This is a genomic window from Olegusella massiliensis (genome assembly GCF_900078545.1).
GTDB classification, from domain to species: Bacteria; Actinomycetota; Coriobacteriia; order Coriobacteriales; family Atopobiaceae; genus Olegusella; species Olegusella massiliensis.
Genome location: NZ_FLLS01000002.1, coordinates 383,601 through 406,552 on the forward strand (window position 1 = coordinate 383,601; position 22,952 = coordinate 406,552).

15 protein-coding genes are annotated in these 22,952 nt (G+C 43.0%); 8 read left to right on the top strand and 7 right to left on the bottom strand.

Translation table 11 applies throughout. The annotated features are described in order from the left end of the window. Window positions 1–7 precede the first annotated feature (7 nt). From BN4314_RS02030 to BN4314_RS02040, 3 genes are read left to right on the top strand one after another with little or no spacing between them, the layout of a single operon-like run. The gene (locus BN4314_RS02030) at window positions 8–946 is read left to right on the top strand and encodes a glycosyltransferase domain-containing protein (RefSeq protein ID WP_068539558.1); all 939 of its coding nucleotides are present in this window, start codon (window positions 8–10) and stop codon (window positions 944–946) included. A 29-nt stretch (window positions 947–975) separates the two neighbouring features. Next, the gene (locus BN4314_RS02035; RefSeq protein WP_068539559.1) at window positions 976–2,070 is read left to right on the top strand and encodes a glycosyltransferase; all 1,095 of its coding nucleotides are present in this window, start codon (window positions 976–978) and stop codon (window positions 2,068–2,070) included. 49 nt (window positions 2,071–2,119) lie between these two features. Continuing rightward, complete coding sequence (locus BN4314_RS02040) at window positions 2,120–3,649, top strand: lipopolysaccharide biosynthesis protein (protein WP_068539560.1); 1,530 nt, start codon at window positions 2,120–2,122, stop codon at window positions 3,647–3,649. Window positions 3,650–3,653: 4 nt separating this feature from the next. Here BN4314_RS02040 and BN4314_RS02045 read toward each other — a convergent pair whose 3' ends face one another. Together BN4314_RS02045 and BN4314_RS02050 are read right to left on the bottom strand one after the other, a co-directional pair. Next, window positions 3,654–4,571, bottom strand: coding sequence for an ATP-grasp fold amidoligase family protein (locus BN4314_RS02045; RefSeq protein WP_068539561.1), 918 nt, complete (start codon window positions 4,569–4,571; stop codon window positions 3,654–3,656). A 40-nt stretch (window positions 4,572–4,611) separates the two neighbouring features. Beyond that, the gene (locus BN4314_RS02050) at window positions 4,612–5,691 is read right to left on the bottom strand and encodes an NAD-dependent epimerase/dehydratase family protein (RefSeq protein WP_068539562.1); all 1,080 of its coding nucleotides are present in this window, start codon (window positions 5,689–5,691) and stop codon (window positions 4,612–4,614) included. A gap of 133 nt (window positions 5,692–5,824) precedes the next feature. Between BN4314_RS02050 and BN4314_RS02055 the strand changes: the two genes are divergently transcribed. Together BN4314_RS02055 and BN4314_RS02060 are read left to right on the top strand one after the other, a co-directional pair. Then, window positions 5,825–6,979 carry a CapA family protein gene (locus BN4314_RS02055; RefSeq protein WP_068539563.1) on the top strand — a complete coding sequence of 385 codons (1,155 nt, stop codon included), beginning with the start codon at window positions 5,825–5,827 and terminating at the stop codon, window positions 6,977–6,979. After that, a complete protein-coding gene (locus BN4314_RS02060; RefSeq protein ID WP_082911124.1) occupies window positions 6,964–8,187 on the top strand; it encodes a Coenzyme F420 hydrogenase/dehydrogenase, beta subunit C-terminal domain in 1,224 nt (407 codons plus the stop codon). Before BN4314_RS02055 ends, BN4314_RS02060 begins: the two co-directional genes overlap by 16 nt. On the opposite strand, the gene BN4314_RS02065 is transcribed toward BN4314_RS02060, so the two are convergent. From BN4314_RS02065 to tagD, 4 genes are all read right to left on the bottom strand, one after another. After that, on the bottom strand, window positions 8,188–10,248 hold the full coding sequence (locus tag BN4314_RS02065; RefSeq protein WP_068539565.1) for a DUF6541 family protein: 2,061 nt from the start codon (window positions 10,246–10,248) through the stop codon (window positions 8,188–8,190). 82 nt (window positions 10,249–10,330) lie between these two features. Then, the gene (locus BN4314_RS02070; RefSeq protein ID WP_068539566.1) at window positions 10,331–12,976 is read right to left on the bottom strand and encodes an RICIN domain-containing protein; all 2,646 of its coding nucleotides are present in this window, start codon (window positions 12,974–12,976) and stop codon (window positions 10,331–10,333) included. A 118-nt stretch (window positions 12,977–13,094) separates the two neighbouring features. Then, window positions 13,095–15,245, bottom strand: a complete 2,151-nt coding sequence (locus BN4314_RS02075) for a CDP-glycerol glycerophosphotransferase family protein (protein WP_187369526.1) — start codon at window positions 15,243–15,245, stop codon at window positions 13,095–13,097. Window positions 15,246–15,252: 7 nt separating this feature from the next. Further along, a complete protein-coding gene (tagD, locus tag BN4314_RS02080) occupies window positions 15,253–15,681 on the bottom strand; it encodes a glycerol-3-phosphate cytidylyltransferase (protein ID WP_068539568.1) in 429 nt (142 codons plus the stop codon). Between the two features lie 124 nt (window positions 15,682–15,805). Here tagD and BN4314_RS02085 point away from each other — a divergent pair, with 124 nt between their 5' ends. Genes BN4314_RS02085 through BN4314_RS02095 form a run of 3 tightly spaced genes read left to right on the top strand, consistent with a single transcriptional unit; the run spans window position 15,806 to window position 20,497 of the window. Beyond that, a complete protein-coding gene (locus BN4314_RS02085) occupies window positions 15,806–17,122 on the top strand; it encodes a CDP-glycerol glycerophosphotransferase family protein (protein WP_068539569.1) in 1,317 nt (438 codons plus the stop codon). 8 nt (window positions 17,123–17,130) lie between these two features. Continuing rightward, window positions 17,131–18,291, top strand: coding sequence for a CDP-glycerol glycerophosphotransferase family protein (locus BN4314_RS02090; RefSeq protein ID WP_068539570.1), 1,161 nt, complete (start codon window positions 17,131–17,133; stop codon window positions 18,289–18,291). A 55-nt stretch (window positions 18,292–18,346) separates the two neighbouring features. Then, entirely contained in the window at window positions 18,347–20,497 is a 2,151-nt protein-coding gene (locus BN4314_RS02095; protein ID WP_068539571.1) for a glycosyltransferase, read from the top strand. A gap of 6 nt (window positions 20,498–20,503) precedes the next feature. On the opposite strand, the gene BN4314_RS02100 is transcribed toward BN4314_RS02095, so the two are convergent. Then, window positions 20,504–22,765 carry a glycosyltransferase gene (locus tag BN4314_RS02100; RefSeq protein WP_068539572.1) on the bottom strand — a complete coding sequence of 754 codons (2,262 nt, stop codon included), beginning with the start codon at window positions 22,763–22,765 and terminating at the stop codon, window positions 20,504–20,506. Window positions 22,766–22,952: the final 187 nt, after the last annotated feature.

The following is a 22,952-nucleotide window of genomic DNA, read 5'->3' on the forward strand; positions in this document are numbered from 1 at the left end:
GGATTATATGTATCGAAGCGAAGTTATACGTATGGTTGAAACTCTCAATCTACGCGCTATCGAGCTTCGTAATTCCGATATCTACGCTGCAGGTATTCGTGCCAAAAAAATTAATCAACTAATACATCCTTTAAATCCGAGTCATATTCACGATGGCTTTCAATCTTGGCTACGCTCGCGACGTTTTGCCCATGCACCTCGTCATGAAGAACAATCAAATCTAGACCCCATCGCATGGGAAAAAAGTTTATGCCCAGGCAGTGGAACAAAAAAAGTTGTTGTCTATTCTTGTATCACTGGTGGATACGACATCCCTCTAGAGCCTTTAATGGAAGTTCCTCAGCTTGACTATGTCATGTTTCTTTCCGCTACAGACACACTTGATTCAACAAAGTGGGATATTCGTCCCATTCCCACTGCAATTCAAAAATTGGGCAATAATACTCTTATAAATCGTTATATCAAACTTCATCCTCACGAACTTTTTGAGAATGACTATGACGTTGCAATATATATCGACGGTAATGTTCAAGCAATTTCAGATTTAAGTTATTATGCGGATATCATTCATCCCCAAGCAGGCATTGCCTTACACTACCATCGCACTCGCAGTTCTATTGCTGACGAAGTGATTGCTTGTAGTGCACTGGGCAAAGGAAGTCTCCCAAAGATGCAAGCTCAAGTTAATGCATATAGAGAACGAGGTTTCCCCACAGATTATGGACTACTCGAATGCAATATCATCGCAGTTGACCTGCATAGTGACCTCAGCAAAAAACTTATAAGTGAATGGTGGAAAGAATACTGTTATTTTGATAGCGGTCGTGATCAGCTCGCTCTGCCTTATGTGTTGTGGAAAAACAACATCCCTATCGAACGTGTTGCCACGATGGGGTATAACGCTTATCGCGATTCGAAGGTTTTTATCAAAAACCACGATGTTTAGAACGGGATTATCTGGTGAAGAAAGTACTAATGGTCTCTTGTGAAGGCCTAGGTAATGGCGGAGTACAAGCAGTGATGATGGGTATTGTGCGAGAGCTCAAGCCATACTGCCACTTTGACATGCTACTTTTTACATCAGAGCGCCGTTATTATGACGATGAATTTGAGTCAATTGGCAATATATTTCGCATCCCCCACTATGAAGGATCAAATCCTCTTTGCCTTTATTCCGACTATTACCTACGAGGGCGTCAGCTATACAAGAAAGCCAAAGTGATTTTAAAAGAGCAAGGACCTTATGACGTTATTCATTGCAATAATAACTTTGAAGGAGCTTTATGTCTCAAAGCTGCTGCTGAAGTCGGTGTGCCTGTACGTGTAATCCAGGCACATGTTGAACTCTCTCTTAGAGACGAGAATATTCTTCGTAGAAGCATCGATCTCAAAAGGCAAGCGCTTATTCGCCAGTATGCAACCGCATTATTAGGTTGCTCAAAGGCTGTTTGTGATAGTTTATATGGCTCAGATGCACCTTTCTGTGTCATTCCAAATGCCTATGATGATCAACGTTTCAACAAGAAAATATATCCACCTCATGACGGTTATCTAAACCTCATTCAAATTGGTAGATTTATTGAAAATAAAAATCAATTATTCAGTGTGTCTGTTCTCAAGCATATTCATGAATACATTCCAGATGCTCGGCTTAACCTTGTAGGTTTTGGTGATGAGTCCGAATTAACTCGCTTGCGTCAGACAATTGATGAAGCAGGGCTTAAAGATTTTATTCAGCTACACCCGAGCGATGCAAATACCCCTGAATTACTTAGCAATAGCTCATCTTTACTTTTACCTTCTCAACATGAGGGTTTTGGTATTGTACTTGTGGAAGCTCAGGCAATGGGCGTCAAATGTTATGTCTCTGACACGGTACCCCAAGATGCCAACGTAGGTGGTTGTGTCTATCTATCTTTGCAAGACGGCGCTGCGGCATGGGCAAAACGCATAGTAGATGACTATAGGCATGGTCTATGTAAACATAGTAACTATGACTGCACACAATTTAAGTCATCTACGATTATGAAGAAAATCAAAGATATCTATTTTTCTCATATAAGCTGCTAAGTATATGGGTGCATGTTTTTTTAGCTAGATTACACGAAGAAGGACTTATATGGCAGACTCGTCTAGGCAAAGGGAAATCGGGGCACTTGTTTCCTATGCAGATACCTTTGTCGCAATGGTGGTTGGTCTTTTATATGTTCCTTTACTCCTGCGCACCATCGGTCAAGCTGAATATGGTCTCTATCAGCTCATTGGTTCAATTATTGCCTACCTCAATATCATCAGTTCAATGCTTGCAGCTGGTGTAACTCGCTACTACTGCAAATTTTTTGCTCTTGGCGATACGGAAGGTATGGCAAAAACACTCGGTATATCCAAGAAAATCTATAGCGTCGCAAATGTTGTCGTTGTGATTGCAGCTACTATTCTTATTTTTATGGTTCGTACTATCTATGCAGCATCTTTGTCTGCATGGGAACTTAATGAAAGCAGCGTCATTATTGGTCTGCTTGCTTTTAATCTGATGTTGACCATGAACAACACTCTCAGCATTGCAGTCATCACAGCTCACGAACATTTTGTTTTTCTTAAACTGTCAAACCTTACTTTAACTGCGCTTCAACCAATTACCGTATTGATAGTAGTTCAGGCAATGCCTTATGCAGTAGCAGTGAGTGCCGCACAGGTTGCTCTTAATGCCCTACTAAGATTTGTACAGCGAAGTTATGCTATCAAGAAGCTTGGTATGGATACCTCTATTCGTGAATATGATCGAGATCTTGAGCGTGAACTTATGCGCTTTTCAGGTAACATCGTACTCAGCACTATTGCAGACCAGATTTTTTGGAAAACCGATCAACTTATTTTGGGTTACCTTTATGGCACCTCAATTGTGGCTATTTATTCCGTTGGTATGACTATTAATACGATTTATTTATCGCTTGGTATGGCTGTATCTTCGGTTTTTATGCCACAAGTAAGCGAACTTTGGCATAAGGATAAAAACATTCATGCCATATCAGACCTTTTTATTCGCGTAGCACGTATTGCTCTTTATCCTCTACTTCTTGTTCTGCTTGGTTTTATAGTCTTTGGCAAAGAATTCATTTCGCTTTGGGCAGGTCCTAATTATGTTGAAGCTTATTTGATTGCAATTGTTGTCATGGTGCCTTTTACTGTTGATCTCATGCAAAATATTGGATTGACCATTCTTCAGGTAATTAATAAATATGGATTTAGAAGCATAATTTACCTTACTGCGGCAACGCTTAATATCATCCTCACTCTTGTTCTTGCTCAAAGCTTTGGTGGCATAGGAGCGGCCATTTCCAGCAGTATCGCCATCATCATTAGTAGTGGAATTATCCTCAACTGGTATTACCAAACAAAAATTCATTTAAATATGGGGGCTTTCTGGTCAAGTATTATTCATGAAACTGCACCTCTTATTATCTATGCAAGTATCATGTTTTTCGCTTGGTCACAATATAAAGCAACCATCCAAGACATTGGGTGGATCCCACTTATCCTTGGCATTTTACTATTCAGTTTTGGCTTTTTAGTCGTGGCCTACTTTTTCTCATTTAATAGCTCTGAGAAAAATCTTATCGCCCATCTCATCCACTTCAGTAAAAAATAATCATTTAACCAATCTCAAGCAGCTTCGCATACTCATCAGCGTACTCAGCGGGATAAAACTGGTTGTAGCCTGCACCGTGATAGAGCGTAATTTCACTAAAGTAGAACTGTTGGCCCATGTCATAAAAATCGACACGGACATACTTAAAATTCTTTGCAATCTCCGTACCAATGCGAAGCATTTCATCAAGACATTGTGGGCGCGGCTCAACGATGGGTTTGGTAATTTTTTTGTACTTTGCTTTGGAAGTGAACTGAAACGGCAGCAGCTGCCAATCAGGTGTAAAGAAAGCGCGGTAGTTATCACCCTCGCGGTCGATAACTTTATATACAAAGGCACATTTCCCATTGAAGAAATGCAGTTTAATATCGGCGGGCACCCGCCCCTCAGAATCCATAAGAAGCTTTTCGATAAGCAAGCAAGGCTGAATATTTTTGTATTGCCATTCACGCGTTTCATAGTAATGGTTGAGCGTCATCCACGCATGACAACGACCCCTCAAGCGTTTGTAATCTACTTTATTGCGATCTCGAACAATTTTCCAAGTGCCCGCACCGCTATTGCATTTAATGATCGTGGGATAGTCTGGAAAAACTTCTTTGGTGACTTCCTTCCAAGAATTGAGCTTTCTTACCAGTGGGACTAGATGCTCTTCACCAAAATGCTCAGCAATATAACTTCTCACACGATATTTATCCGCCACCATCGTACAAAAATCGCGGTGATCATGGAGCTTGAGCCAGCACATCTTTTCATTGAGTGTCTGCGGATCATCAAGATTAGGGACATACCCCAGTACCTGCGCAAAAATCTTCTCCTCAAGCTTGCGCTCGCCCATAAGCTGCAGGGGAAGCTTAAATTTCAAAGTAAAGTACAACCAACGAACGGGATAGGCCTCTTTTAGCTTATCGACAAAGTTCATATGCTTCCCTCTTTCGAATTTTTATTCAAGTTCGCAGGACCTAGTTGAGATAAAAATCGCGATACCACTCGGCAAAAGCTCGCAGACCCTCACGCAGAGTTGTCTCAGGTCTATAGCCAAACTCGCGCTCCAGCGCTTCGGTATCTGCATATGTCACGGGTACGTCTCCGGGCTGCATGGCGACGAGCTCTTTATGTGCCTCAAAATCAAAATCCTGAGGCAACACGTCTGCACGCACCAATTCTTCTTGCAGGGTGCTCACAAAATCAAGCAAACTCTCGGGACGACCACCACCAATGTTGTATATGGCATAGGGAGGCACGGGCAGTCCGTCTATACCTGTTTTGCGCTCAGGAGCGCGGACAAAAACCCGTACAATACCCTCGATAATATCGTCGATATAGGTAAAGTCACGGCTGCAATTCCCATAGTTAAAAATTTTTATAGTTTCACCCTGTAAAAGCTTATTTGTAAAACCAAAATATGCCATATCAGGACGCCCCGCCGGACCATAAACCGTAAAGAAGCGCAGTCCCGTCGAGGGAATGTCATAGAGCTTGGAATAGGCATGTGCCATCAATTCGTCAGATTTTTTGGTAGCTGCATAGAGCGAAACAGGATTATCGACATGGTCATCGGTGCTAAAGGGGACCTTGCTATTACCTCCGTACACCGATGAGGACGAAGCGTAAACCAGGTGTTCCACACCACGCGCTCCCCCATCATAACTATGTCGACAGGCCTCAAGGATGTTATAAAAACCAATAAGATTTGACTCAATATAGGAGTCGGGATTTGTAATGCTATAACGCACACCTGCCTGCGCCGCAAGATTCATCACGATGTTGGGCTGATAGCGCCCAAAAAGGGAATCAACTAAAGCTTTATCAGCAATCGAGCCTCGAATAAAGTCCCAAGAAACCTGAGGATTTGCTTTTGCATACTCACCAATCTTTGCGAGGCGCCAATCCTTAAGCGAAACATCGTAGTAGTCGTTCATATTGTCAATACCAACAACATTACAGCCCAATCCCAGCAAACGTTCTGAAAGATTCGATCCGATAAAACCTGCAGCGCCCGTTACCAGTACTGTCTTGCCTTGCAAGTTCATATCACTCATCTTTACTCCATTACTCTTAGCACCTGCTCAGTTACGTGCGTTAAACCCCATATAATCAATACCGTATACTAGCATTCACGCCCATCGAAAGGCTGTCGCTACGGCAACCTCACCACAAACGAAGGGATCTGAAATGAAACTTTTGATAGGTGGAGATTTCGCCCCTACCAAACAAAATTTTGATCTTTTTGAGCAAGGCGATGCTGAGACACTCTATAGCTCTGAGCTTTTGGATTATCTCAAAGCATTTGACTATCGTGTTTTTGACTTTGAGAGCGTATTTGAGGGCAAGGGTACTCTTATTGAAAAACATGGACCCCTTATTACCACACCGGTATCCTGTCTTCCCGGCATTAACGCTATCAATCCCAATCTCTTTGTATTGGCAAATAACCACAGTAATAACTTGGGCGCAGAAGGCATCCAGCACAGTTTTGACATTTTTGAGCAAAACAATATTGCCCACGTTGGAGCAGGTGTAAATCTAGCCCAAGCCCGCGAACCCTATATTCTCGAATATGAAGGATTAAAAATTGGTTTTTATGCCTGTGCCGAGCATGAATTTAATGCTGCGAGCGACCAAAAAGCAGGCGTCAATCCCTATGACCCCCTAGAGAGCTTCGATGATATTCGCCAGGCAAAGACCCTCTGTGACTATCTCATCGTTTTTTATCACGGTGGCATGATTGAATTCCGCTATCCCCTACCTACTCAACGTCGGGTATTCAAAAAATTTGTCGATGCTGGTGCTGATCTTGTAGTGGGACAGCATACCCACTGCATCGGCTGTGCTGAAAGCTACCAAGGAAAAACGCTTTTATATGGACAGGGTGATTTTCTCTTTGCGCGTCCTACCCTCAATGAATATCGCTACTCAGGACTCCTACTCGAAGTAACTATTGATAAAGATGGCCTGAGAGTTGATTACAATCTGCGTATCAAGCCGCAAAACACCATTCGCTTGGCTAGCGATACAGAAAAAACTGAAATTCTTGGGGCATTTCAGCAGCGCGGACAAGAAATCCAAGACCCGGCGCGTTATGCAGAGATTTATCGCACGCGTCTTGAGGCGCGCAAGGGCTTCTACCTTGATAGACTTCTTGGTAAATTTGGGCGTTCCCTTATCTATGCTGGCCTTAACAAGCTTACAAGTGGGCGCTATCGCACATGGAAGATGCGCCGACGCTTTGACAAAACCGACTGGCTTATTTTAGATAACTGGGTAAGCTGTGAGACACATCGGGAGCTCTTCCGTGACATGATTCAAAGTGAATGGCGAGATCGATAATGAAAGAAGTCATACCCCCTTCTAAATGTACCGGGTGCGGGGCATGTTCCATTGCCTGTCCTGTTTGCACTATCACGATGGATAGCGCTATCACGATGCAAAACACTCCTGATGGGTTTTTGTATTCGGTTATAGATCAGGAAGCCTGCATTGACTGCAAACGCTGCCGTAAGGTTTGTCCCGTCCTCAATCCGCCTGAAAAAATGCTCCCAAAGACCGTTTTTGCAGCACAGTCTCCAAGTACTACTGTGCTCCAGCATTCTGCCTCAGGTGGTGCCTTTTTTGAGCTCGCAACAGCATTTTTAGCTGAGGGGGGCAGCGTCTATGGCGCCGCCATGAAGATTGAAAATTCGCAGGCGGATATTTTCCATCTTGCTATTACCGAACAAGAAGATTTGACTCAATTGCAGGGATCAAAATATGCACAGGGACGGTCATATCCCAGCTTTAAGGAAATTCGTGCAAAGTTGATTCAGGGTGAGCAGGTGCTCTTCTCTGGCTTGCCTTGTCAGGTTGCAGGGCTTTATGGCTATCTCGAAAAAAAATATGACACACTTACCACGGTAGATATTTTTTGCCACGGAAATACGTCACTACAGCACCTTAATTGCTATCTCTCGCATCTCAAAGAAATCTATCATGACGATATCGATGAATATATCTTCCGTGATAAAGAACGCGGCACTGGCTACAAACCAAAGGTCACACTCAAATCCGGAAAAACCATCCGCCAGACGACATTCCAGGAAGCCTACTGGTATCTCTTCCAAAATTCCAAATTCTATCGTGAATCGTGCTACAGCTGTTCTTATGCCAATCCCAAGCGTATCTCGGATATCTCTATTGGTGATTTTTGGGGCATCGAACAAGTTCGCCCCGAACTTTTATCCAGCCAGGGCGGCAGACTCAACGATCACTATGGCATCTCAGCAGTGCTTGCAAACACCGAAAAAGGTAAAGCACTCATACAAGCAACACGTCTTGTTTTAGAAGACTCTGCTATTGACGAGGTCGCATCTCACGGTGCTGCCATTCGTGAGCCCCAATCAGCTCCAGAGGACCGTGCCCAGGTACTGGAAATGTTTCGTGAGAAAGACTTTGCCCAAGCTAAAGCCTATGCAAAGCGTCAACTTGGCGTGTACTATTATCTTGACCTACTTTCTGACACGCAGCTCGTTAAACTCGCAAAAAAGATTCTCCGAACTTAGTTAATCTGTTAGTGCATCAATTTTGTACAATCTCATATCACCTTCGTCGAGAACTACTTTAAACCCCGGTGTTTCATTAGTAAGCGATACAAAACCTTGCCAATCTCTACTATGAAACTTATCAAAGAGACTTGATTTAGCATACTTGGCATCAAAATTTTTATCTAAAAGCAGAAGGTACTGTGCACCTGTTGTTTTTACTGCGTTTTGCACTTCACGATTACTCGCATACTCATTAATCTTGTTTGAAATAAGTTCACTCTCAGGAGTATTTCCTCCTCCAAATTGACGATAATAGGTATTGATATCACTCAAGGGATAAGCGAAGGCACTACCATCACCAGGTACATTCAGTACAAGATTATCCCCGGTAATACTTTTAACCTTAACAAGAAAATCACGCTCATCTTGATCCAAAATTGAGTAGGAAATAGCATTAAATGTATATGCTCGGTTTCTTGTATATCCAAATGCAGTCGAAAGAGTGACATCCTCATACGGGATTGTGATATTGGGATAAAAAATCATTACAAACGAAACCACTAAAAATATACAAGGTATTAGGAAGCATTTAAAATGGCCTTGCACATCATGAACAGCGAGCTGCCCAAACAAATACTGAGCTACTCGCACCATTGACTCCATACCAAGTGCTGCAAGAGGCATCGCCAAAATACAAGCAATAGACGCAAGACGATTCCAGTCGGTATACCAAAATCCCGTCATATACTGCTTGAAGGAACCATCAAGAGAAGCTGAAATAATAAAGAGCGTGCAAAAAAGAAAGAAGCTTCCACTTATCCAAAGATACTTTCTACGGTAAAAACTATACAGGACTCCAAGCCATACAAACAAAGCAAGTACAGGCTGGGCAGGCACATCTTTGAAGCCCAAAAATAAAGCTTCTATGGCCGTAGCGCGAACGGGAGCATAGGCATAATGTATATACTGGGCTACAGAATTAACTAAGGGAATTTCGTAGCAAACTTGCCATGCTACCATGACGAAAAATAGGAATACCCCAACTGCTACAAATGCACCAAGCCAAGAATTGTGTCTCATATTATTTGTGCATCCACGCCATATTACCCATATGAGATAAGGAATAAGGGCAACTCCTAAAGTAAAAGCCATGCTTGGATGCGCAAAAACAAGAGCGAGCAATCCAATGACAAATATAGTAATCTTTCCAAACTCATATTTTTTTTGAAGGGCATCCTCAAACACCATAATGCATACTGCAAGAAATGCTGGAAGCAAAACCATGCCAAAGAAAAACGCATTCTTCGCCTGAGGGATAAGGATGTGCCACGGAAACACTCCAAAGGCAAGTGGAAGAAGAGCTCCTAAGCGCAAGGCAAGTGTCTTTTCCTTAAGTGTAGTACGCAAAAATAAATATATTCCTGCAGTAAAACAAGGTACAAGCAAAATGGTATTTATGACATTGGCACCAAAAGCTGCATTTTGTTTTGTGAAACCCGTAATCATTGCCGCGAGCACATGCCATGCCGCTGGATAATAAGGCTTTCCCATAATGGATGCATGGGATACATCCTCAAATAAAGAGGAACTAAAAATTGACCACTCCCCTGACTTCACATAACGCCATACCAGATTTAGGTGCACGGAATTGTCTGTCTTCCAAGTAAAAGATGCCGGCCCATCCAAAGGTCGTATGTAGTAAAACACGCACACAACAAGCGCAATTACAAGGTAGGGAGCAAAGATTTTGAGCTCTTCTATAAAGCCGATCGACACAGAGCGACTTGCGGCATGATGAGAAACGCTTATCGATTTCTGTTGTGTATGTCGCAGGTATACACCACCTATATAAATAAGTAGAGAAACGATAATGGAGGGAAGAGCAACGCTTGCCCATGAGGCAAATACACCGAGCCTGACAAAAATGATGCCCAGCAAGGTATATATCGTTGTTGTAATAAGGGGTGCAAATGCAAAACAAAAGAAGGGGTCATAATTACATGCCCTTGCAAAAAGGTAACCTGGTAAGCAAACAAATATAAAGCATACCGGCAACGCAAGTAAAAACTGAAGCCACATATGCACGCCCCCTATCACTTAATCCGATAAAAGAGGATGGCGCTTGAAAACGCCATCCTCTAAAAAGGCTATCGAATCATATCTAGTAGGACAGAGCTGTAGTCCCACGAGAAATATTATCGAATATCCACTTGGCATTTCCAATTTCAAGACGGCAGCAAGCACCAGATTGACGAGCGCCAAGCCTATTTACATAAGGGTACAGTGTATGCGTTTTCGCATAATAAAGCCGTGAATGGAAAATCAGTCCATTGGGGAAATAGGTCCAGTAGTACTCACCGGTCTCATACACAATGCCATTTGGTCCGATATCTCCGTAATAATCCTTTCTGCCTGTACTTCTAAACAGGCCTTTGGGCGTAGGAGATCCAGGCTTGCCAACAGCACATAGGAAACTCTTATGAGGCGCCCACGTACCATTCTCAAGGTGGTATACATTGACGTAAAAACGGCTCTGATCAAGAGCAATAAGGTATTTGGTACCACTCGATAGATTATTAATTCTACGATAGCTAGCGTAAGTAGTATATTGCCACCTGCTCCTCTTGCCCCGCTCATTGACATATACATAGTTGCCGTTACTCAAATCCCAGTGGCTTGTATCTTGGAACGTCCACTTCTGGGCTGCTGTATTGTTGCTTTCCCATTGATGAATATTAGCCCCATCCCTCTTGGAGGCGCCCGCAATATCCATCATTAAACCGGATCCAAGATTCCTAAAGCTAATCCAGCCACCGTCAGCAATTTCAGCTTTCCACATTTGGGCAGGAGTAGCGTTGCTTTTGTATTGGTTAACGTTGGCGCCATTAGCTCCAGAGCCGTGATATACATCGACCATCTTGTCAGAGTTGACATTCTTGAGAGTAATGCAGCCATTACCTACATTGGTAATTTGGAATTTTTGACTATCATAGTTTTTGAATCTACCAGCAGTGATATTACCACCGTTGCGATTGTCAGTACGACCAGCACCCAATACGGTACCAAGCTGAGAAACAACCTTATAGGTGCCATTGGCAATGAGCTGAGCGGCATCAAAGATAAAGTTTTGAGATGCGGATCCATTCGCAGCAGCCAAAGAGAGTGTGCTGCCATCGCCTGTCATGTTCAAAGCCTTGTTGGTATCAGCGGCATGGTAAAGCGAAAGCTGAGTACCATTCCAACCAATAACCCATTGATTGTTTCCATCAGCCACAGTAGAACTGCTGCCATTTTGAATAATACGACCACTTACAGGATCGTACGTTACCCAGCCGCCCGAAGAGGCGGTACGAATGCGATAGAGACCCTCATTTGCTTCAATGAGTTTCACCTCAAAACGCTGGGCACGGGTGCCATTAGAATTATACATTCTTACCATTGCGCCAGATTTATTTGACCCACTCTGGACATCAAGAACTTTATGAGGATTCAAGAGATTGCTAATCGTATAAATACCCTCATCAAGAAGAGATACTTTATCTAAACTAAAGTTTTGTGCAGCAGAATTATTTGCCACAAAGCCTTGAAGGTTGGTGCCACTACGTGCAAGACCGCCACTAATATCCAACACAAGACCCGTAGCCTTATTGACAAGGCAGCAACTACCATCAGTATTACCGCGTAGTGCCCACTTTTGATTGTCTTGCCCTCTCTTGGTATCTTGGTACACGTTAGATCCGGCAACCACACTGTTCTTCATAGTGAGAACCTTGCCACTACCCAACAAATTAAGATAATAGTAGCCCTCACCTGCCGTCTGGAGATATATCTTTTGAGCCTGATCACCAGATACCCGACGCGCGAGCTGAGCATTTGCTCCATTTGATTTGGAAGAGCCTTTAATGCCAACCAAACAGCTAGAATTAGCTGTAGCCTTGATAAGATATGCACCGTTCTTCTTATCAACATCGCTCGGAGCTACTTCAGGATGTGCTTTATAGAAATAAAAGCGCTGCGCCAGCGTATCATTTGATTTATAGAGCCAAATATTTGACTCATTTTCAACCTTACCACCATAGACATCAAGTACTTGCCCCTCATTAAGCTTAGAGACGATAGAATAAGCGCCATTGGCAAGTCTCTTTAAGAACCAGAGTTGAGCATCAGAATCTACCTGCTCTTGGCAAATCTCAATATTGTTTTTTTCTTGTGTGTTAACCTGTAACATCAACTTAGTACCATGTTTGGCAATGGAGTAATATCCGTCACCCTTGTAGGTCAAATCCCATTGCTGAGCTTCAGAATTATTATTCTCGTAAATCTGAACATTTGCATGGTCATGCTCTTTGTTATGCCAAACATCAATAACCTTGGAAAGGCCCTTGTAATTTCCTGAACCAATAACATAGGTGCCATTGGCAAGTGGTTGAGATTGAGGAGTCTCACGGCGCGCGGTTGCCATGTGACGTGGAGCCGTAATCTCTTCTTCGTTGGGCTCCGTTGGAGTAACTACACTAGCTTCAGGATTCTTTTGTTCCTCTACAGAAACTTCCTCTTCCTTCTTATCCTCCGAAGAGTTTTGGGCTTGGTCTTCTCCGCCCATAGGAGAATCTGCATTGAGATCTGCAGGTCCATTTGTATCAGGAGCTGCAGCCGTCATTGCTCCTTCGTTTGGAGCGCTTGCAACAATAGGCGATACCTCAGAACTGCCTTCACCATCTGCCGCAAAAGCAACAACAGGTGCAGTGGCACCCAAAGCAAAGGCAAGGCCGCAGACTACGATGGAATTCTTTAGACTTGTATGCATAGATAGTATCCTCTCGGCACAAGCGAAAACAATCACGTATCTAGAACAATATGCTCAGTAATACTATTACGAAGCATAGTTGGAACTTACTTTTTTCTAGCATTTTAACATAAGGAAATCAGTAGCCACGTGCCTTGATAAATTGATAGGTACGTGCACGATTTTCTTTATCGCGATAGGCATACCACTGTGCAGCTTTTTGCAAATCGACATCAAGGGCCACACAGTCATTTTCAAGCACGGAAGTAATTATTTCGACTGTTTCATCTACCGTTGTACCTACAGGACCGGGCAGATCACAAGCAAAATCAATATAACTTCCCACATATTCTAGAAACTCTGTCTGATCAAATTGATAAAACACAACGGGCTTATTTTGATACAGTACATCCCAACACACACTAGAGTAGTCGGTCACCAACAAAGAACACTCCATGATTAGTTCATTGAGCGGGCGTTCCCCCAAAGGTATCAATTGGACACGCGGATTATCCGTATGGAATGCCTCAATAAATTCATTAATCTTGGGATGGATAAAAAGTTGGAGCGTCGCATCATACATCTCAAGAAGCCCCGTCAACTTTTTATTGGTCAGCAACGCCTGATATGCCTTGTAATAGTCACTCTGAACAAAGACATTCATACTCTGTTCTTCAAGCCAGGGACGCCAAGTGGGCATGACAAGAATAGAGGGACGCGCTTTATTGGCGCGATTTTCCAAAGTATCCCAACGCGAAAGTCCTAAAACAGCAACTTGATGATCAGCATAACCAAAATGATCAACAATAATCTTTTTTTCTGCCTGTGATGAAGTCAAAAAATACGTGATAGAGCTGGCACTATCTGCACCAAATCCTTGGTCAACACGCTTCAAGGCGATAACGCCATGCTGCAAAAAGAGCATGTCATGTTTACGAATACACGATTGGACGATATTGGGCTTGGGGCGCCACTGATAAAGATGAGCACTAGAGTCTGAGCCCACATATAGCTTTGCAATTAGGGCGTAAAAAAGATGCTTAAAACTCATAAAGCTAATAATATGTCGACCATATTGCTTTACCTTGTCATAAGCGGGAGCATTTTTGTCGATGACATAATAAATATCCTTTTTTTCTTCTGCAGAAAGTTCTTCCATACAGTAACGAAAAAAATGATAACCATTATCCTCAGCAAGCTCACAAAACTTCTCATACACCAACCAAATGTGCCGATCTTTGTAAAAAGAACCAAACATCTGCGCACATATACGCGCTGCTATCCCATAAAGACGTGTTAGTAACGAATCATATGGTGAAGCAGGACGCACCGCAAAGGCAAGTCGATAAGCTAACAATGTGGGATAAGGGAAGAGCAACAAACCGTTATCAAGCGAAATTGAATCCCCCCATATCGCAAGTCTTTTTATGAGCGCTCTAGAACACTTCACAAATGTTTTGACCGTTTTGCCATCTTGCTCAAGGTTAATAAGCAGGTCCCAGTAAATCTCACGAAACTCAAAGGCATTCGTATCAAAGCATGTACTGAGATAAATCCAGTCCCCTTGTTCGTAAACAGTTGTATCAAGTACAAAAGAGACAGGCTCGGACACACTGCGATAGATAAGTTCAAGAGCTTTCGCTCGGTAATTACCTTTACGTAACTTGACTTTAAGAGTTACATAACCGTTACGTTTACACCGAGCGACGTCAGCAATTCCTGAGACAAAACGAGAAAGCAACTCATCAGACCAACACACCACAACGGAAAGCAATGAAGTGTTGTTGGCAACATACGCTGCAATTGTCGGGAAATTACCAGCAGTTTTTTGATGAAAAACCAGAGTATGGGGAGGTATACAATTTGCCGGCAAGGCAACAGGATCAAAATGCACAATTATTTTGTCATCTTGAATGGGATGAGATGACTGAAGCTTAAAGCTCTGATAACACACAGGAGCATCAGCTGCAGGTGAAAAAAGAGTAAACAACGCGCGTGGCACATGGTTCTCGCAAAGATGGATACCTATCTCTGCCAGGTCAACTACAAGCTGCTGATTAAGCAGCTCTTCTTGGGTAACCAATCGTGCCCACAGTATTTTTTTCTTCTGAGTAAGTACAATCCAAGAAGATGCGGAAAGTATCGCTCCTTTTGGGAGTTTAATTGTGAGAATTTTTCCCTTTTGCTCAATTGCGACAAAAATAGGTTGAGCCGTAATTCCTTCTAGGCTTTGTTCAATAAAGCGATAACCGCCTGTCGTATCCACGCCACCCATTGCTTCTTCACTCATGCTCATCTTATTTCTGAAGTCGTCCTTTTACATCAGTAGTAGAAATTCCCGGCGTACGATCAAGATATACAACATCGCAGCATTTTTTGAGATACTCAAAGCGATTAGAACCCGCCCAATCACCACCCATAACAACGGTGTCAATGTGATAGTCCTTCACATCACTCAGTTTTTGTTCCCAGTTTTTCTCAGGAATAACAAGGTCAACATAGCGGATAGCTTCAAGCATTTCTTTGCGGGTCTCGTAATCATAAAACGATGTCTTGCCCTTGCTCTGGTTGAATTCATCAGTAGAAAGGGCAACTACAAGATAATCCCCAAGTGCCGCAGCGCGACGCAAAAGACGAATGTGTCCATAGTGAAGGAGATCAAAAGTTCCATAAGTCAATACACGCTTGAGTCCGGTATATTCCCCGTTTCCTTCAAAATACGGCATGAGAGCAACTCTCCTTGTCATAGACAATCAAATCAATGCAAATATTCTACCACCCATTTCCACCTGCTTTATTTGTTCGCCTATACTTATAAGTACTATGGATATTTCTCCTAAAGGGACTGACGTGAATACACCACATATAAAGCTAAATCAGCTCATACGCACAGTAGGCAAAGCAATTCTACGTTACTTCCCCAGTACTCGTCAGTGGTCTCGTGCACGATGGTGGGCACATGAACGCCGGAGGTATGAGCGCCTTACAGCACATATCGCAACAGATTCCAAGGTGGTTGTCTTTAGCTGTTTTATGGGTCGATCTTTTGCCGACTCCCCTCGTGCTATATATGAGGCAATGTGTGCCAACAGCTACTTTGATGATTATGAGCTGTGGTGGATTTTCCGTGAGGACAAACTCGAACAATTTCAAAATGATCCGCGCCTTTCTCGTGCTCATTTTGTCGAACGTAGTACTGAGGACTACCTCCGTATTCTAGCCCGTGCTCAATACTGGATTTTTAATGCACGTTGTCCTGAGTATGTACTGCCCAAACCCGACCAAGTTTATGTACAGTGCTGGCATGGCACACCCCTAAAAAGATTAGGTTTTGATGTACAAGTAAATACAACTAATGCACTCAATACCACACTTGAACTTGCTAATCGTTTCAAAATTGATTCAGCAAAGTGGAGTTATCTTATCTCACCATCGCCCTTTACCTCTAAGCATCTCAGCGATGCTTTTGGGCTTGAACCAGAACGTCGTTCCTCTACGGTGCTTGAAGTGGGCTACCCCCGCAATGATCGCATTGCGCGTGCGTGTAAGACCCCCGATAGTCTTACGCACGCCAAAGCAGCCATTATGGATGAACTTAACATCCCTCAAAACAAGAAACTCTTACTCTATGCACCTACATGGCGAGATAACGATTACAAAGCAGGTATCGGGTATGTCCAGGATACCCTCATTGATTTTAATCTTTTGCAGCGGCAGCTCAGTGACGAGTGGTGCATCCTTTTCCGCCCACATTATTACATTGCAAATGAGTTTGATTTTGCCAAATATGACAGCTTTGTATATAACGCTGCCGCTGTTGCTGATATCAATGACCTATATATTGTGGCAGACGCACTAATGACTGATTATTCTTCGGTTTTTTTTGACTACGCTGTTACTCAACGTCCTCTCATTTTCTACTGGCCAGACTTTGAGTTTTATGATGATCACGTGCGTGGTTTTTACTTTGATCCCCACACGATTCCTGGTCCTAAATGCAGTACGGGAGAAGAGGTTATCCAGGCAATACAACAACTTGATACATGGCAGGAAAACTATGGGGAGGCATATCAGAAGTTCCGCAAATACTTTTTACCTAAAGATGATGGATATGCATCTCAACGAGCAATCGCCCATATCTTTAACATGCCTATAGAATCAAAGTAGGTCGATTTATGCTATTCGTACTCGGTATAGGTCTTCGTCTACTTTCTGTGTTTTTTAGTCTCTTTCCACTCAAGCGACGTGTAGCTTTTTTATCGCGACAAGGTAAAGTCCCTTCTGTTGATTTTTGCATGCTTGCAAGCTGTCTACAAAAAAATGATCCTGAGCTATCTATTGTTATTCGCACAAGCAAACCCGAACAGCATGGCTTGGGGCAACTGATACGTCACATGACTTCCCAGCTTTGGTATGCAAGAACATCTAAGGTGGTTGTCCTTGATGGCTATAACCCCACCGTTTGTATACCTCATAAACGAAAAGGCGTATTTGTTATACAGTTATGGCATGCCGTAGGCGCTATCAAAAAGTTTGGCTTTCAGAGCATTGACACAGCTGCGGGTCGTTCCTCCTCATACGCAAGACTTGCTCACATGCATCAAAACTATGATCTCATTATCTCCGCTGGTCCCGGAGGCAATGCTGCATATGAAGAGGCATTTTTCTATCCTAAAGATTATGTAGTAGCTCTTGGTCTCCCCCGCATTGACCGTCTTCTTACAGGGCCAAGTCAAGCTGAACTTAAAACCAAATTTGTCGCTGATTATCCCTGGCTCAATAACGGCAATATGAATGTTTTATACGCCCCCACCCTGCGCCCCTCGCACACCAAAGATGACTGGCAAGAGACTGCTATCAATAGTCTCTCTACTGCATTGGTTGAACTTCCCATTAATCTCATTGTGTCAAAGCATCCCCTGACCACACTCAACAATCCTGACAGACTTCCTGCCAACGTATTTGTATTGCCTGGTCACAGCACTGAGGAATTACTTCGTTTAGCAGACGTAGTAATAACCGATTACTCAGCTATCGCTCTGGAAGCTGGCCTTATAGGAAGTACGGTACTTTTCTTTATGCCAGATTATGAGGAGTATTCTTACTCTCCCGGTCTCAATATTGATCCTCTGCACAACCCACAACTGTTTGGCGCAATTCATGCCGAAGACATCGCCACAGCTCTGCATAACCGTGAGTATTTGGCGCGCGTTCAAAAAAATTACTCCGCTTTTACTCAATCCTACTTCGAAGGGATAACACCAGGTTCAACTGAACGTATTGCCCAGCTTATTTATGAACATATCGACGAGACATACAAGTCCAAAACAAGATAGCATTATTCGTGATGATAAAGTTTTAAGCAAAGCTCACACGGTGAAAGAAGCACAGATGACTGCAGTATCGGTAATTGTACCCACATACAATGAGGAAGAATATCTCAGGCAGGCTCTGGACTCACTCGCTCAACAAACACTCAAAAGCATCGAGATTATCTGTGTAAACGATGGGTCTACTGATAATTCTCTCGCTATCCTACAGGAATATGTCAACCGCTATCCACAATTCAGGCTTATTGACAAAGAGAATGGTGGCTATGGTTGTGCGGTTAATACAGGAATCGCTGCTTCTACTGGCGAATATATTGGTATTCTCGAGCCAGACGACTTTATCGATGCGCATATGTTTGAAGATCTGTATCGCTATGCACAGATTGATCTGCTACCCAGTCAAGACATCTTGCCATGTGCCCAGTCATATCTTGAACAACATCCTGAACAAACAAAGGCCGATATTGTACGCTCTTCGTTTTACCACTATTGGGATGCCAATGAGTATGAACCTGCAACGGTAACCACTCCTCCAAGCTATAGAGGATTGCCTTATCGCGTCACGCTTGGCACAGTGCCCGAGCTAGCTTTAACTGTGCGGGATCATCCTGCAGTCTGGGCATGCATTTATCGTCGTGAATATCTCACCCAAAACAATATTCACTTTATCGAGGCGCGTGGCGCGGGATGGGTAGATAACCCTTGGCTTTTTGACACGGCGCTGAGTGCCAAAACTTTGGTATGGGTACCCAAAGCGTACTACCATTACCGCCGCACTAATGAGAACTCTTCGATGTTTACTACTGACTACACTATCCCTTTGTCACGCATGGAAGATATGCTCGCCATCTTTGACCGTTATCCCCAGGCAGACGCACAGATTTATCGTCACTTTACTCGACGAGTACTACGCCTTACCGTTAGCATTTTTAATGGTATGCAGCTTCAAAAACCTGACCCTCAACTCTTTGAACGAGTAAGAAAAATTTTCAGTCGACTGAAGCCCAAAGCGGTGCTCGAAAATCCTGAAATAGAAGAAACACGCAAAATTTTTTATCGCGAAGTAATGGGGCTCTACGACAAAAAACTAAAAAAGCTTGAGCGCGTTAAAAGCCCTGAGCTTACTCTACTGGTAAATGCGCATAATAACTATGCGTTTATCTCAGGTATTTTACGTCTACTCAATACCCAAAACAGCTCTGCACCCATCGATATCATTGCATGGGATGAAGGGGGAAGCTGGGATTATTCTGCTATATTTTCCCAGCATGTTGCCAGCTTTGACAAGCGTATCAGCTATCTCAATGGTAATGCTCACGAAGTCTTTGCTTATATACGTACTGACAAAGTATATGTAGTAGCGAGCAATGCCACCCTGCAAAAGAATAGTGCAGAACAGTTAATTGCCGTTACCCGTCAAAGCTCAGCAGATATTTTGCTTGTGGATTCACTCAATACACTTGAATGCCCTATTGGGATGAGCACGATTGAGACAATCTACCCTCAACTCTTTGAACTCATGCCTACAAACTTTGGAAACTTTTGCATCAAAACAACCTTACTTTCACAGGTCTTTGACCATCTGGAAAAATACCCCTTTGACTATGACCCCTCAGAGCTCATGTTGCGTACACTACTAACAGCTCATACTCTCGAATGTAGCTCACTAAAATGTATACGCACTCTTAAGCGCGATCGTGCGATGGGCGCGGTGCGTATCGCTCGTGAGCAAATCAAAGCTGAAAATCTTCGCATGGATGCTCTTGTCCGCATGAAGACTCTTCTCATAGAACAGGGTGCATATGAGGCAGCAGAAAAATCTTTTGAACATTTTGCTGCTGGTGTCATCATCGAAGATCTCCGAGATGATGACTTTGTCTCATTCAAGTTTAAAGCGCGCTACATTAAAGACGGCTATATCGCAGCTCTTCTTCCTCATCTTGAAGACCAACATGAGTTTATAGCGCGCAGTCCCGAGGAGCTACTCTACCTCCTAAAACACAATGAGCCACTCTACCATAAGCAGATGGGCCTAGAGCGCTATGTCACCATACGTAATCAGCGCAACGATTATCGAGAACGTTATTACGCAGAGCGTATGCAAAACACAAAAATTTGGCAAGGGATCAAACAAAAGGGGTTGCAGGGCTTTAGTAGATTCATACTCAAAACGCCGCTTGGTCCAATACTGCGCAACTTACTCAAGCACTAATCAAGCCTACTGATTGCTACTATTTTTTCTTGGCTTAAGCGCTTCACGTATCTTCTTTGCAGGCTTCACAAGGGCTGACCCTATGCGATACGATTTGGAGGAAAGTAGGCGCCTGTTTTTCTCAAGGGCGTCTCTCAGTGCTGACTCAGCTTTCCTGTGCGCTTGCATCTCTTTCTTAAGAGCCGCAGCGGCAGAGGATGCGGCATGCTTGTGCGTACGTGCCATCGCCTCCGCAGCACGTTTTGCCACGAGCGCTCTCTCTCTTGATGCTTCAGCATCTTCCATACGTGTGCGGAAGGTGTCTGGCTCACGTACCAACACCTCAAAATTCCTCTGATCAATCGAGTTTAACGCCCAAAATGCATATTTTTCTGCAAAAGAAAGCTTGTGATAATCACTGCGCGCATTACGCAGCAATTGTGTTGCTATCATATTTGCGGTTCGCATCTGCTGAGTTACTTCAGACGGATAACGCCACAATTCCGTAAGAACTTCTTGATAGGCAAGAAAATAACCATGTGCATGTTTGAATTGTTTGGCAGACGTCATGAGAGAATCACTGCGAACACGCCGACGATAGAATGCCTGTGGTATATATCCAACTCGCTTAGCATGCCAGAGTGCCTGAAAGGTAAATATATTATCTTCATGTGCAGCTGATTGGTTAAAGCGTAGATGAGACGCATCAAAATAGGATTTATTAAAAAAGTGTAAGGCAACATTTACGCGATATTCCTCAGCCGCATGGAAGGCGCATAGGAGTTCCTTTCCCCCCCATATGCCAGGGTATTCATGGTAGCGATGATAATAGCTTGAAAATTTATAAAACTCTTGCTCTGTTTGCTTACACGGCACTTCTGTATCATCAATGAATGCTGCGCCATCAAAAATAACTTCATCTAGCTGATCTTTTTCCGCTCTCACCCAAAGGGTCTGAAGCGCATTTGGCTCAATCCAGTCATCAGCATCCAGAAAATAGAGATAATCGCCCCATTGGTGATCCCAATTCAACGCCGCATTTCTTGAACTGGCACAGGAATGACCCGGTTTATGCTGCGACATCACCGTTATACGTGTATCACGTTGGGCATAGTTCAATACCACATCGAGAGTGGTATCTGTAGACCCATCATCAACAATAATTATTTCTATCTCTTGTAAAGTTTGACGAAGTATACTATCAAGGCATTGTCCAATCCATGGAGCCACGTTATAGGCAGGAATAACAATAGACACCTTTGGCGGAAGAATGGTCGAAGCACGATCCTTGAGGATATAGGGTTCCGTAGAACCTTGTTTTAGATTTTTTATCCTAGAGTAATACCTATACGCTGAATCACATCCACAAACACAATCATAATCTCCGCAGCTCTCATAGCTTTCTCGTTTAAAAGCTAATACCTTCGTTTGTATCAGTTCAGAGTGTGCAATATGACTGCAAAGCACAAAGCGCTCCTGAGCATCGGACATTCCATGTAAACATTGCGCGAGTGTTCTAACAGCAAAATTTGCAAACGAAAATTCTAGTTCTTCATAACGCTCTCGATTGCACAGTTCAGCATACAATTGTGTTACCGCAGTAAGAACATCTGTTGGTGAGTGTTTGATATGTCGAAGATTCCCTTTCTTCGTACGATGATGTACTAACTTTTCATTGAGGCTCACGAATTGACTTGCCTCACATAAAGCAAGTGCAATAAAAACAATTTCCGTAGTCTTATTAAATGGTGAAAAGCTTAATTTTTTCTCTTTCAGAAAGCTCAAGCTAAACAGCTTATTCCAAATATCAGCTGAAGAGATTGTCATAATATGCTGAGGAGCATCCTTGTAGGAGAAGACTGTTTTATTACTATAAAACTGAGGCCGCATTTGAGTTGTTGGAACTATTGCATTGGTATGGGAGTCAAACGTTTCTGCATCAAAAAGCACTACATCTGCCTGACAGGTATTTAGCTGATGTTGTAGGCGTTCTATAAAGATGCTTTCAACATAATCGCCTGCATCACAAAAAAAGATGTATTCTCCTGTTGCACATTGAATTGCGGAATTATATATCTCCTCTTGGACGCTATCAGACCCATTAATAATTGCTATACGTTCATCTCGTTGAGCATATTCAGCAAGAATGACCTGTGATGCATCATTGCTACCCCAATCAATGCAGATAAGTTGAAAGTCATCAGATGTCTGGGTAAGAAAGCTGTCAAGGCACTGATTCAAAAAAGGCGCATCATTTAACACTGATAGGACAACGGAAATGAAAGCCATTATTTATCTCCTTGGAAATATCAGCACCTAATAGACTAATCAAATCAGTATTATCACATTAAAAATTATGCAGTTCTTCACCATATGGTGGATTAACTAAGAAAGTTGAAAAAGTATTAATGGATTCAAATGCGCATGCAGATACGCATCTCCACAAGTAAAATTTGAATACCAGCACAAACGCCCT